This window comes from Paraglaciecola aquimarina (assembly GCF_032464635.1).
Classification (GTDB): Bacteria; Pseudomonadota; Gammaproteobacteria; order Enterobacterales; family Alteromonadaceae; genus Paraglaciecola; species Paraglaciecola aquimarina.
Genome location: NZ_JAWDIO010000002.1, coordinates 59,542 through 73,123 on the forward strand (window position 1 = coordinate 59,542; position 13,582 = coordinate 73,123).

Below are 13,582 nucleotides of genomic sequence, written 5' to 3' on the forward strand. Positions count from 1 at the left end.
AAATATCGCTTCCATTTATGGATAGTACAACCGCGTACCACTATGCTTTTGCCCGCAAGCATTCGCCACCCACTAAAGCATCATCACTACCACAAGCGGTGTACATGAAATGCCTAATTCCTATTTTTGAATGCTAATATGCTGGGCCGACAACAGTAGTAAACCCCGACGTTATAGATAAAATGCCAAGGGCCACTACCATTTCTATCAAAATAGACTTAGATAGCGCCTCTCTGCCTTGACTATTTTTAAGTTGTGGCACGAGTCTTAGTTTATGTTTGGCAGCAATAGCCAAAATAGACACTACAAGGGCCAATTTAAACAACAGTGTGTGTCCGTAACTTGAGCTTATTAGTGCATCAACACTTCCGACCAATTGAATCACGAGCCAGAGGCCTGCTACCAATAATAGGCTCACTGCAAAACTTGCTTGGTTACCAAAGCTTACCATCAGCAATTGAAGCTCTGCATAATTTAGCTGTTGGCAAGCCAGTTTTAGCGGCAATAACGCCCCAAACCACCATGCCATAACCAGTACATGAAGCGTTAGCAAGCCTTTTTCGAGGATGCCTAACTCAGAAACATGGCCCAGTAACGTGAACGAGTAAGCTAAGGTTAATAAGCTAGACACTAAAACACTTTGTTTTAAGTACTTGTTCAGTACCACTGATTTGAAATTGAAAGGTAAGGCCAAACTGACTATTGCTAAAACTAGTCCAAAGCCTCGCAGTAAAGCGCCATCCCCAATAGACGAGTTCCACATTATGTCTAGCATATCTAGGGCAAAGGCACCTTGAATACCTTCTTCAGCCATCGCGCCAGTACTAGCTATAAACCAGATAGTATTAGCAAGTAAAGCAGCGACAATTAAAACCTTTATCCACTTTAGATCGACAATTATCAAATTATTATGGGATTCACTTGACTCAAAACGTTGGCTAAAAAATGTATACCCCGAAGTACAAGCAAAACCGATATAAAATACAATTTTTGACAGTATGATGACCGTATTCCAGATATACACTTCCATAACAATTACCTATTTTGGTTAGTGGACCATAAAGCCGAAGCTATCTTTCATTTTATGCCCATCTTTACCTAAGAAAGTCACATCCACTATATAGTTTGCGGGACTTAACCTAGGAGTCTCCACAAAAATTCACTACTGCTTGCTTTGGAAGGCTCGAATCCAAATTTAAACTCTTTGCCTTGTTTGTTCTTCAGCGAAACTTTTATAACACGCACCTCTTTGCTGAATTTCAAAGCCAATGTATCCGGAGTCTTCATTAGCATTGCATTATTAGCTGGCACACTTTTTTCAAGATGCACATGCGCAAATACCGCACTACTAAAAACGACACTGATTACGGTCAAAAATTTAATTAATGTTTTCATATTTACCTCTATTTTAGTTTATTGAAATGGCTATTTATGGTTTTCTTAACTTCGCTAAGCATTACTTTTTAGCTCCGCCATAGAAAGATTCTGGTTAAAGGCTTTTACTTCAGTTTTTTTAACGATTGAATAAATTGCTGGGAGCACAATAAGAGTGAGCAGCACAGCGCTTGTCATTCCGCCTACCATTGGTGCAGCAATACGACTCATTACCTCTGAGCCAGTTCCTGTGCCATATAAAATAGGCATTAAGCCGATTATGATTGTGGCTACAGTCATCATTACTGGACGGACACGTAAGCCAGCACCGTGCAATAATGCATTTTGATATGCATCATCTGAGATAGATTCTGCTCGATCTTTAGCTTTTTCCTTAAGCTCAGCAAGCGCCTGATTGAGATAGACCAGCATTATCACACCAATCTCAACCGCTACACCAGCTAGAGCAATAAAGCCAACGCCAACAGCCACAGAGAAGTTAAACCCCTCTAGATACATCAACCATAGGCCGCCGATCATTGCCATCGGTAATGTCAATATGATGATCGCAACCTCGCTAAATGCTCTGAAATTCAAGTAAAGCAAAATAACAATAATGGCGAGTGTTAATGGCAGTACATAGGTGAGCTTTTCTTTCGCTCTTTCCATATATTCGTATTGTCCAGCCCAGGTAATTGAATAACCTGCTGGTAGTGCCAGATTATTAGCCAAGTGTATTTTTGCACTTTCAACATAAGTACCAACGTCAACACCGTCTATATCAATAAACGTCCAGCCATTTAATCGAGCATTTTCGCTCTTAATCCCCGATGGACCGTTCTCAACTCGGATATCTGCAACATCACCTAACGCAATGCGCTGGCCATTGGGTGTTACAACAGGTAATCGTGATAATTGCTCAGGAGAGTCTCGATAGTCTTGCGGATAACGTAAGTTAACAGGGTAACGCTCTTGGCCTTCTACCGTTTGAGTCACGTTCATCCCACCAATAGCTGTAGAAACCACTTGTTGAACATCTTCGATATTTAACCCAAAGCGGCTGGCCTTATCACGTGAAATATCAACTTTGATGTACCGTCCACCTGCAACTCGCTCAGAGTAAACTGAAGCTGTGCCTGACACTTCGGGTAAAATTCGCTCTATTTGTTGGCCGATTTCCTGAATCACATCAAGCTCTGGTCCGGCGACTTTAATACCTACTGGTGTTTTTATGCCTGTCGCTAACATGTCGATTCGAGTTTTGATTGGCATTACCCAAGCATTGGTTAAGCCCGGAAACTTAACCAATTTATCAAACTCAGCTTTTAACGATTCAGTAGTCACCCCTTCTCGCCACTCCTCCTGTGGCTTTAATTGAATAAAGGTTTCAATCATGGTTAGAGGCGCAGGGTCAGTTGCAGTTTCAGCTCTTCCTACTTTACCAAACACAGTTTCAACTTCTGGCACAGTGCGAATAAGCTTGTCTGTTTGCTGCAATAACTCCCTTGCTTTACCAATTGAAATACCGGGATAGGTAGTCGGCATATACATGAGATCACCTTCATCCAAAGGCGGAATGAATTCACTACCAATTTTATCTACAGGCCAAAAACCAACGATAGTCACTAATACTGCTGCTACTATTGTCGATTTTGGGAACTTCAAAACTTGCTTTAAAACAGGCATGTAGATAGCAATCAATAATCGGTTTAACGGATTTTTCTTTTCAGAAACAACTTTGCCTCGAATAAAGTAGCCCATCAAAACAGGCACCAATGTGATCGCCAAGCCTGCTGATGCCGCCATTGCATAGGTTTTTGTATAGGCAAGTGGAGAGAACATTCTGCCTTCTTGCGCCTCCAAAATAAAAACTGGTAAAAACGAAACAGTAATGATTAGCAAGCTGAAAAATAAAGCCGGACCTACTTCACTCGCCGCCTTAGCGACTATTTGCCAACGGTTTTCATCTGTTAGTGGTATTCCCTTCTTATTAAGAGCTTCCATATGCTTATGCATATTTTCAATCATCACTATTGCGCCATCAGTCATCGCACCGATCGCAATAGCGATACCACCTAAAGACATAATATTGGCATTGATGCCTTGCATATACATGATGATGAACGACACCAAGATACCTAATGGCAGAGTGACAACAGCTACAATTGATGAGCGAAGATGAAATAGGAAAGCAACACAGACAATAGCAACGACTGCAAGCTCCTCTAGCAACTTGCTCCAAAGGTTATCAACAGCACGATCTATTAACTTCGATCTGTCATAGACAGGGACAATCTCCACCCCTCTGGTAGAGAAGAGTTGAGCGACTCAAGTTTTTCTTTTACAGCGTTTATGGTTTGTTGGGCATTTTCACCAAAGCGCATAACGACAACACCACCAACAACTTCGCCTTCCCCATTAAGCTCTGCTATACCGCGGCGCATTTGAGGCCCTAAATTAACGGTGGCAACATCACCAATACGCAATGGCGTGCCTTGTTCGTTAATACCAAGTGGAATTTTCTCTATGTCTCCAACTGATTGAATATATCCCGTAGCAGTAACCATATATTCAGCTTCCGCCATTTCCACAACGGATGCGCCAGTTTCTTTATTGCCTCGTTTAAGTGCCACTTGGATATGACTTAACGGCACGTTGTAAGCTCTTAATTTATCTGGATCGACCTGTATTTGATATTGCTTAACCATACCGCCAACGGCTGCAACCTCTGACACGCCTTGAACAGTTTGTAGTTCATACTTTAAAAACCAGTCTTGAATACTTCTTAATTGGCTTAGATCATGGTTTCCAGATTTATCCGTTAACGCGTAGATGTATACCCAACCTACACCTGTCGCATCGGGTCCTAATTGAGGTTTTGCCGAGTCCGGTAAACCGGATGCCACTTGGCTCAAATACTCTAGCACTCTGCTTCTCGCCCAATACAAATCAGTATCGTCATCAAAAATGATATAAACATAAGAGTCACCGAAGAACGAATATCCTCTAACCGTTCTCGCCCCTAGCACAGAAAGCATCGCAGTCGTTAGTGGAAATGTCACTTGGTCCTGCACAACTTGTGGTGCCTGTCCCGGATAGCTCGTCTTAATTATCACCTGCACATCAGAAAGATCGGGGAGCGCATCTACTGGCGTTTTTTGTAATGAATACAAACCACCAAACGCGATAAGTAAGGTAACCAACAAAACAAAGAAACGATTGCCGATAGACCACCTAATAATTGATTCAATCATCATTTATCTCCCACTTAATGATTGGAATGATCAACGACAGCTTTCTTTTCATGGCCGTGTTGTTCATCTGATTCAAGGGAAACTTCTTTGATAACTAAGTCATCTCTCGCTTCAAGAGTAAAATTAATTCTATCGCCAACATTGAAACCACCTATTTCTACATTGTCCACGACGATAAAATCCATTGTCGCAACAGGTCTATCCCATTTTGCTATTGGGCCTCGGCTAATATTTAGAATACGAGTATCAATATCAATCGCATTGATTAGACCTGATACTGTTGCAGAAGATACTTCTTCACCCATATCAGCAGGCTCACTCATGATATGAATACCAGTAATTTCATATCCATCGTCGTCAGTTTTACTCACTTCAAAGTGCAGAGATTGACCAGATTTTAATGAGTCAATATCTACCTTTTCACCTACATCAAAGTCCATTGTCATCTCAGGCCAATCCCAAGCCTCTGCAGGACCATGAGTAATGTTAACCATACGATGTCCCGCCATGACATTATTAACATCACCTTGCATCCAGACAGAACTAGGCACTTCATCATGAGTCATGCGTTTAAAGTCAGAGCTTTTACTTGATTCAGAATCAATCAAGAATTGAGCTGATGTCACCACAACATCACCTTCATTAAGACCGTCTAATATTTCAATACTATCGATACCAACCCTGCCAATCGTCACTTCAATAGATTTAAATTGCCCATCCCCCAACGCAAGTACTACCCTGTCTTGTTTACCTGTTCGAATAACAGCTTCTTTAGATACGAGTAAGGTGCTATCAGCTTGATTGGCGTGAATAGATACTTGTGCAAACATGTTGGGTTTGAGTTGGTAATCTGGGTTATTAAATTTCAATCGCACTCTAAGAGTACGGGTTTTACTGTTCAACGTTGGATAGACATAATCAACTACACCTGCCCAGTCCTCACCCGGTAAATAACCCAGTGTCATTGATACTGGCAGACCTTCTTTTATCAATGCCGTGTCACGTTCAAACACTTCTGCTTCAACCCACACTTGATCAAGCTTACCAATACTCAACAAGGTATTTTCGGGTTTAACGTAAAAGCCTTCTCTTACATTCAAACCGTCAACCACCCCTGCTTGTGGCGAGTAAAAAGTGATGTTTTGCTGAACCCTTCGCGTATTCTCTAGCTTTTGAATAAAGTCCGCAGAAAGCTGAAACGCTTTCAGGCGATTTTTCGCCGCAGAAATTAAGGAATTATTATTGCGCTTTAACGCAATCAACAGTTCTTCCTGCGCATTAACTAACTGGGGAGAATACAGGGTATAAAGAGGCTGCCCTTTCTCTACAGGATTGCCTGCTGCTTTGACATAGAGTTGTTCAATCCAACCATCCACTCGTGGGTGAATGTGAATTAGCTTATCTTCATCGTATTGAACGTAACCTACCGTTGATATTTCAGTATGCATACTTTTCAGCTCAACAGGTGCGGTGCGAACACCTAGATTATTCACTACGTGAGGAGCGATTTTTACGGCTCCGGGTCCAAAGTCATCACCAGATGATTCTTCCTCATACACGGGGATTAAATCCATCCCCATAGGCGACTTACCGGGCTTGTCCCGGCGGTAATTAGCATCCATCGGCGCAACCCAATACAGCGGTTCTTTCTCTGCTAATGTAGCTTCACTGCCATTACCGCTTGAACCTGTACCTTGATATAAACTTAATGCTCCAGCACCTAGTGCTGCCCCAATGATGATGGCGGCTACTAGTTTCAAATTTGGTGTTTTAGTATTCGTTGACATTATTTTTCTCCAAATTGCTGATTGGATAAGTGCTGATTAGGTTTGTGCGAAGTGTGCATTGGCTTATGCTCAGCATGTGAGTTAGATTGAGGATGCGAAAAGAAATAGTTGATGCGAGCAACTGTTTTAAGTGCATCAACATCAATTTCTAAGGCCGCTATTTTAGCGTTTAGCACGGCAATTCTTGCGCGCACCACTTCTGCAAAATCACCATCATCGTTGGTGTAAGCCGTCAAAGACGCTTCCGCTTGGTCATGAATTTGTTTAAGGAGTTGTTCTTGATAGATAGATTGTCTATCTGATAGGCGTTTAAGCTGTCTAAGCTCTTTTTCTACCGCACTGATCATTTGCTTTGTCAGCAAGAGTTTCTCGGTTTTAATAGCCTCTGACTCAGCAATAGAAGCGGCAACTTGCTTATCTTGTCTATTCTGAGTGAACAAGGGTAAATCAAACGTTACCCCAACAGAAAATAAGTCAGCTCGGCTATCCCCAGAAGGCATATTGTCACGATAGGCATAGCTCGCATTAACACCCCATTGCGGCTCATATTGCTGCTTGGCTAACTCAACTCCTTTTTCTGAAGCTTTGCGTTTGACATCAATGGCAAGTATGGCTGGATGATTCGCAAGTTCCTGAGCCAATAGATTTCTTGAGTAATTAGATGCTTTTAGGACTATTAGATTGTTCAAAGTAATTGCAGGCAACTTTTTAGAAACCCTAAACTCTAATGGTTGCGTATCAAAGTTGAATGACTCATTCAATCTAGTAGCATCGTAAATATGAAGCCATTCATTAAGGCGAGCGATTGTTGTTTCTAGTTTCTGCTTTTGCGAAGTTAATCTGTCTTCTAACTGTACGATTTCCAACTGAGCACGAATAACATCTTGTTGTCTGGTTTTACCAACAACACTTGAGTAGCTAGCTTTAGCCACTTCCGCCACCTGCTCAAAAAGCGTCCAATCCGCTTCAATCAATTTAATGGTTTGTTGGGCTAAGTAAGCATCTAACCACAGCTGTGATACTTGACTTATTAGTTTAGCCTTTCGGTCCTCACGTAACAGTGGAAAGGTCGTTGACTCAATTATCAATTGTTCTTGTTTAATCTCTAAACTATCACCTCTGGGAAACGTTTGAGATACACCAACCTTTAACTGAGTCATTCCTTCCTGATCTAAGTCCCAAGTATCAGTTGGTAGGTTCATTATCCCTAGTGATACTTTGGGGTCAGGCAAAGTACCTAAAGCGATACTTCTGTTTTCAACCGCACTTTGTTTCAACCTACTCCCATGAAGCCAAGGATCATTTTGCTGAGCCAAGGTGATAGCTTGTTCTAGTGACACTACTTTCTCAGCTTGAGCAGAGAATACAGACAAGCCGAGCAGTAGCGAAGTTGAAAGTGAAGTAAGGCTTAAAACATTCAATCTCATTAGAATTGCTCCTCATAAGCCTTAACTTCTGAATATACTTTGCTCTTTCCATCTTTAAATAGAATTAACACGTTATATGGCATAAAGCGCTCTCCAACTTCCATACCCGGAGAGCCTACAGGCATTGCTGGAACAGATAGTCCAATCGCATTAGGATGCTCTTCTGATAAGAACTGCTGAATAAATTTAGCAGGCACATGACCTTCAAAGGCAAAACCATTTCTACTTACTGCCGTGTGACATGAACGGTAATTAGCTTTGATGCCATACTTAGTTTTGATGTTGCCGATGTTTCGGAAATCTTTGGAATGCGCGATGAACCCTTCGTCTTCAATATGAGTTATCCACGTTTTACAACACCCACAAGTAGGGGTTTTATAAACGATTAACTCCAAAGGTGTTGCATCGTGGTTGTGTGCATGGATATGTTCATTAGCGTTTGTAAACGCAGGTGAAAGCAGCATTGCAACCGCTATTTTAAAATACTTATTGATCATTTTTGCCCCCAGACATCGCTGGAAAATATCTATAGCGCTACGACGCTATATTGACTAACAGAAAAATTAATTACGTGTGCGCAAAATTTGGACGCACTAATCCTGTATTAGGCAAAAATCGGTGGACGATAAAGGGAAGTTGAAATTGAATAAGGTTGCTTAGATTGCAGTTCTGCTACAGGTTCACTCAACAATTGAATATCTGTCAAGTCAACGCTGGAATTTAGGACTATCGTAGATGAGCAAGCATTTGCAGGACAAACACAATCAACATCACAGCAATCTTCAGTTTGACCATTGTTGATTTTGTTCATTTCACCATGATCCATTCCTTCATGATGATGCGTCTTAGCTTGACCCATGTTCATATGCGACTCGTGAGAACTTGACGACATTTCACAAGACATAGCAGAATACGCCAATACTTGCCCAACAAAGGCAATCAGAATAGCGCCAACAACTAAGACTCTTGAAATCGGTGTTATCATACAATTCACTGAATCTGAACAAGTTTCAAAAGAGGGATAGTAAAGTAAACTCCCCAATATGTAAACCACATGTCAGATAGGAATTTTCAATAAACATCGTGCCAGTTATAGCAGCATTCCCACGTAAATCTAGCCACTCTCATGTAAAGTCGGTGCTTATGAAACCTCCAATAATGTGTTTTAAGCATTAGACCATTGCCATTATTGAGTGGAGTTCCAAGGCCTACCTTCAACCTTACTTATTTTTCTAATTTAAACCATCCTTTTTCATAGGCTAAACTTCCCCACAATACATGGGCTAATGCAATTTCTGACAACTCAGGCGTTTCATCGCTACTAGTTAAAACCCTTTCGACATTATTATAGGTGAAACTCAAAGGAGGTTTACTTGGCTGTAAAATGGTAACTTTGTTATTGGACATGTATGCGAAATTTTCAGCATATTGCATCATTGCCCGATTTAAGGTCGCGGGATTCGTGAGATCATGTCCTAACATTGGCGATTGATTTTCTACGCCTATCAATGAAAGCAATGTTGGAGCTAAGTCTATCTGGCTAACGACGCGATAATCTGCCTTAGGCCCATAGCCGGAATTTAAAATGATTACAGGAATATGAAAATTGTTGATTGGGACTAAGTCTCTTCCCATCGCTCTAGCATCATGATCCGCTACAATGAGAAAAACAGTGTCCTCCCAATAAGGCTGGGTCTTTGCTTTTGCGATAAACTGTCCTAAAGCATAATCTGCATATTGAATTGCTTTATGGCGCAACAACTCTTTACCATCATATTCTTGCAACTGACTATTGGAATAGGTTATGGGTTTGATTTTCCCATCTGGGATTTCAAATGGGTCGTGATTACTTGAAGTAAATATAAAGCTAAAAAAGGTTTGCCTTGGTCATGAAGCGCAGTTAACTCAATATCTGCTTGGTTAAACAAGTCACCGTCACTCGCTCCCCAAGATCCAACAAATTGAGGATTTTGAATATCTTTAAAATCAATAATGTCAGTAAAGCCATTTCCTAAAAAGAAACTTTTCATATTGTCAAAGTGACTTTCCCCACCGTAAATAAATTGGGATGTATATCCATTTTGAGTAAGCAATGAAGCAATGGTAAAGAAATCCTTTTGCGACTTGTCTAGCTTTTACAACAGCTCTAGATGGTGTTGGCGTGAATCCAGTTATAACAGCTTCAATACCTCTTACTGAACGTGTTCCTGTTGCATATAGTCTTTTTAAAGCCCAGCCTTCAGCATTTAGTTTGTCTATCTCTGGAGTGAGGGGCAGCCCACCTAGAGAAGATACATATTGAGCGCCTAAGCTTTCTTCAAGAATGATGACTAAGTTCTTATGCTTTCCTTTATACGTTGGCACACGTGTTACTAATGATGGCAATTTGCTATTTTTGAAGCTATCAAAAGGCAGACCTGTTCCTTGACGTACCAGTTCGACGACTCGCTTCTCATCTATTTTACCGTATAACTTAGCCGCATTTTTTTCATCACCAAATTGATTGAGCGCATAAGCAACACTGTAAGCTGAATTTAGGGTAAGTGAGTTAATTAGTGGATCACTTGAAAAGTACACTAAGGCAGGGTTAATTGGTCTATGGCCAAACGTTCCTCTCGCAGATATGAGAATCACTAAGACGAGAATACAAGTAGCCGCAATTCTGTTTCTTACATTAGCAGTTGGCCTGTTTTCGTTGCTTGTTACAATACGCTGAGATAGCTGCCACAATTTTTTTACCAGTAATAATAAGGTCAACACGACAACTAATGTCACCAAGTGACCATTTAATAGCATTTTTGTGACTTCATCAGGGTAAGCTAAATACTCAATAAATAGTCTGTTAGGTCTAAAGCCATATTCATTGATAAATGCAGGGGTCGCTAACTCAAAAAACAGTATGGTCACTAAGCAAATGAAAAACCAAACTTTCAATGCAAATGACCAGTAGTCATGAAACCGTGTTTTTGACATCCAAGGGTGTAACATAGCTGGTATCGCGCACAAGTAGCCAACGCTACTTAAATCAATGCGGAGCCCGCTTGTCAATAAAACCCAAAAGCGACTGGTTTCGTCAAACCTATCAAACTGCCATATCGCGAATCCAGTTCTGGTCAAAGTTAGGAACGCTAGGATTAAAACAGAAAATAGAAAAAAAGGTCTTATAATGCTGTAAATAGCAGTAAACATCGCAATTCACTTGAGAAATAAAAATGATATTTACTGTATAAAGTGAAACTTAAGAATGACTTAAGTCAAACTGATAATTAGATCTTAATTATGCCCCGATGCAGGTAATCTTATTAGAAGCACATGCAAAATTATGATGACAAATGACAGGATCACAGTAGCCAAATATCAACTTAGTTCTAAGCTGCGTTGTGCAGTAAGCTTCTCCAAAAGTGACTCACAACGGCTCCTAAGGCTTGAAAAACGTAATGATGAATCTGTAAAAAGATTAAGCTTGGGCCGTTAACTGAAAAGATTCGCTTCCGCCTCGCCATCTATATCGCCCAATGTTGTAGTGACAATTTTCATATTCCAAAAACCAATTGTGACTCTACTGCTAGCGTTCAATTACAAAAGAACAGCTAGCCATAGACATACCGCGATAACGACACTAATTAAGACAGCGGCAGATCCCAAATCTTTAGCTAACCCAGATAATGGATGAATCTCGAAGCTCACTCTATCCACTATAGCTTCAATAGCGGTGTTCAATATTTCAGTAAGCAAAATAAATAATATCGCCAGAATTAGTATCAGCTGTTCACTTACTGTTATATCAAATAAAAAAGTAGCTGGGCTCGCTATTGATAAAAGTAAGAGCTCCTGCCTAAAGGCCGCTTCGTTTTTTATAAGCCACTTAAATGCTCTAATTGAATTCAACGTTGCCAGATAAACTCTTTTAAGACCTTTAGGTTTGTTTTTATTGTCAAACACGAATTAATTTACTCCTTGGGCGATTGTTTATGATGTTGTTTTTGCTAAAGAAATATCAAAAGCACACTGATTAAATGGATTATTCATAGGTTGGTACATTTTAGAGTTTACGTCCATTTCCCCTAACAAAATATCGAATATATTATCATGAGATATCGGTTGTTCTTTGATGCTATTCAAACAGACTAATTTTGCTTGGTGATGTAATTTATCCCCCCAATAAATAAGAGGTACTTTTATCTGTTCTTGTGGCGCAAAGGCATAAGGTAGCCCATGCAAGTAAACCCCACTTTCGCCCAATGATTCTCCGTAATCAGAAACATAAATCATTGACGTTTTGATACTCCTGTCATCACTCAGTGTTTCAAGCTCATTAATGATTTCTGATAACACTAAATCAGTATAAGCAATGGTGTTGTTGTACGTATTCACTAGTTCCTCATGAGTGCAGTTTTGAATATCACTACGTCTGCAGTCATGGAGAAAGGTTCGCCTATTTTCCGGATACCTACGATAGTAAGTTGGTCCATGAGAACCAATCATGTGCAATACAATTAACGTATGATCAGTCGTTACGGAATAGAGTCTCTTTCTTAATTCTTCAACCAATACCTCATCAAAACAATACTCTCCATCACACAATGGATTGTTACTATTAGGAGAAACTTGCTTCGTTTTAACACGCGAGCACACGCCTTTGCAGCTACCATTATTATTGCTTATCCAAAATACATCAGCTCCAGCCAAATAAATCAAATCAATGACATTTTGCTGTGCTATAGCCACTCTTTTATCGTAGTTCTCTTTTTTTAGTCGAGAAAACATGCAAGGTACTGATATCGCAGTTGCTGTACCACAGGAGCTAACATCTTGGAATGACACGACACCTAACTCTTCGGTGCGAGCATTGGTAGGTTTTTCATAACCATTTAAAGAAAAACTTTGTGATCGCGCTGTTTCACCTAGCACTAAGACAGTAACGCTTTTAGTACTATCAGAATGCGAAATAGTTGGTGACGTATCTAACAAGGTGAATTTTAACGGTGGGTAGAGGTAATTTTGTCGAACATACTTAACCGTCGAATCAATCACGGCATAAGGCGTCAAGTAACCAACTAAATCGCGATTATTTCGGCCAACAGACGCATAGCTTGAATAAAATACCGTTAGAATGAGCAATATTACGCTGGCGCAACCACTCAGTAATTTTATTCGTGCGAATAACTCCCCGACAAATGAACGATAGGTTAATTGAATTTTGGCAATAAATACCGAAGGTATTACGCCAAAAGATACAAAAAACATTATCGCAGAAAAGTTAAAATACGATAGCGCTTCTGCCTTATCTGTTTCAACTGTGTTTTGGATCATGCCATAGTCAAAAATAATGCCGTATGTCACTGTGCTATAAAGAATAATAGACGACAACAGAACCATTAAAATGAGCAGCGGTTTTGTTAGCCACCGAAACGATAAAAGGCACTGAATGAAAATAGACAATGCCAGTAAAAATATGGGCACGGAAATTAAGAAAAATAGACTGTAAGACTCGAGAACGAAGACCTCAGCCATTGTTTTACTTAAAAACGGTAAATTTAAAACGAACGTGATATACACGCAGCTATAAACGACTAATTGATTAGTTGTCAGCTTTAAGTGGTTTAGAAAATTGATAGCTTTGAACACTTGATGAGCCTCAAAAGAGTATTAAATGATAATAGGAATATCAACGTCACTATCGTGACTATTAGAAGTTAAAAACTTGATATTATTGAAAAAAATGAAACGTATCTGGTTG

At 40.2% G+C, this 13,582-nt stretch carries 9 protein-coding genes and 2 pseudogenes; all 11 read right to left on the minus strand.

From position 1 onward, the window contains the following. Positions 1 to 133: 133 nt before the first annotated feature. Positions 134 to 1,030, minus strand: coding sequence for a copper resistance D family protein (locus tag RS130_RS01065; protein ID WP_316024401.1), 897 nt, complete (start codon positions 1,028 to 1,030; stop codon positions 134 to 136). A gap of 18 nt (positions 1,031 to 1,048) precedes the next feature. Further along, the gene (locus RS130_RS24055; RefSeq protein WP_487369320.1) at positions 1,049 to 1,153 is read right to left on the minus strand and encodes a hypothetical protein; all 105 of its coding nucleotides are present in this window, start codon (positions 1,151 to 1,153) and stop codon (positions 1,049 to 1,051) included. Then, entirely contained in the window at positions 1,135 to 1,395 is a 261-nt protein-coding gene (locus tag RS130_RS01070; RefSeq protein WP_316024402.1) for a copper resistance CopC family protein, read from the minus strand. Before RS130_RS01070 ends, RS130_RS24055 begins: the two co-directional genes overlap by 19 nt. 54 nt (positions 1,396 to 1,449) lie before the next feature. Further along, a pseudogene (locus RS130_RS01075) lies at positions 1,450 to 4,628 on the minus strand (efflux RND transporter permease subunit). Between the two features lie 14 nt (positions 4,629 to 4,642). After that, entirely contained in the window at positions 4,643 to 6,415 is a 1,773-nt protein-coding gene (locus RS130_RS01080; protein WP_316024403.1) for an efflux RND transporter periplasmic adaptor subunit, read from the minus strand. After that, positions 6,415 to 7,842, minus strand: a complete 1,428-nt coding sequence (locus tag RS130_RS01085) for a TolC family protein (protein WP_316024404.1) — start codon at positions 7,840 to 7,842, stop codon at positions 6,415 to 6,417. Before RS130_RS01085 ends, RS130_RS01080 begins: the two co-directional genes overlap by 1 nt. Continuing rightward, positions 7,842 to 8,339, minus strand: a complete 498-nt coding sequence (locus tag RS130_RS01090) for a DUF411 domain-containing protein (protein WP_316024405.1) — start codon at positions 8,337 to 8,339, stop codon at positions 7,842 to 7,844. Before RS130_RS01090 ends, RS130_RS01085 begins: the two co-directional genes overlap by 1 nt. Before the next feature lie 107 nt (positions 8,340 to 8,446). Continuing rightward, a complete protein-coding gene (locus RS130_RS01095; protein WP_316024406.1) occupies positions 8,447 to 8,827 on the minus strand; it encodes a hypothetical protein in 381 nt (126 codons plus the stop codon). Between the two features lie 239 nt (positions 8,828 to 9,066). Further along, positions 9,067 to 11,031 (minus strand): annotated as a pseudogene (locus RS130_RS01100) (LTA synthase family protein). 387 nt (positions 11,032 to 11,418) lie between these two features. Beyond that, positions 11,419 to 11,784 carry a diacylglycerol kinase gene (locus RS130_RS01105; protein WP_316024407.1) on the minus strand — a complete coding sequence of 122 codons (366 nt, stop codon included), beginning with the start codon at positions 11,782 to 11,784 and terminating at the stop codon, positions 11,419 to 11,421. 27 nt (positions 11,785 to 11,811) lie between these two features. Then, positions 11,812 to 13,470 carry a phosphoethanolamine transferase gene (locus tag RS130_RS01110; RefSeq protein WP_316024408.1) on the minus strand — a complete coding sequence of 553 codons (1,659 nt, stop codon included), beginning with the start codon at positions 13,468 to 13,470 and terminating at the stop codon, positions 11,812 to 11,814. Between the last annotated feature and the right edge of the window lie 112 nt (positions 13,471 to 13,582).

Excerpts from the sequence above, each read along its gene's own strand:
- RS130_RS01070 (WP_316024402.1), bottom strand. The coding sequence starts at position 1,395 with ATGAAAACATTAATTAAATTTTTGACCGTAATCAGTGTCGTTTTTAGT.
- RS130_RS01090 (WP_316024405.1), bottom strand. The coding sequence starts at position 8,339 with ATGATCAATAAGTATTTTAAAATAGCGGTTGCAATGCTGCTTTCACCT.
- RS130_RS01065 (WP_316024401.1), bottom strand. The coding sequence starts at position 1,030 with ATGGAAGTGTATATCTGGAATACGGTCATCATACTGTCAAAAATTGTA.
- RS130_RS01080 (WP_316024403.1), bottom strand. The coding sequence starts at position 6,415 with ATGTCAACGAATACTAAAACACCAAATTTGAAACTAGTAGCCGCCATC.
- RS130_RS01085 (WP_316024404.1), bottom strand. The coding sequence starts at position 7,842 with ATGAGATTGAATGTTTTAAGCCTTACTTCACTTTCAACTTCGCTACTG.
- RS130_RS01095 (WP_316024406.1), bottom strand. The coding sequence starts at position 8,827 with ATGATAACACCGATTTCAAGAGTCTTAGTTGTTGGCGCTATTCTGATT.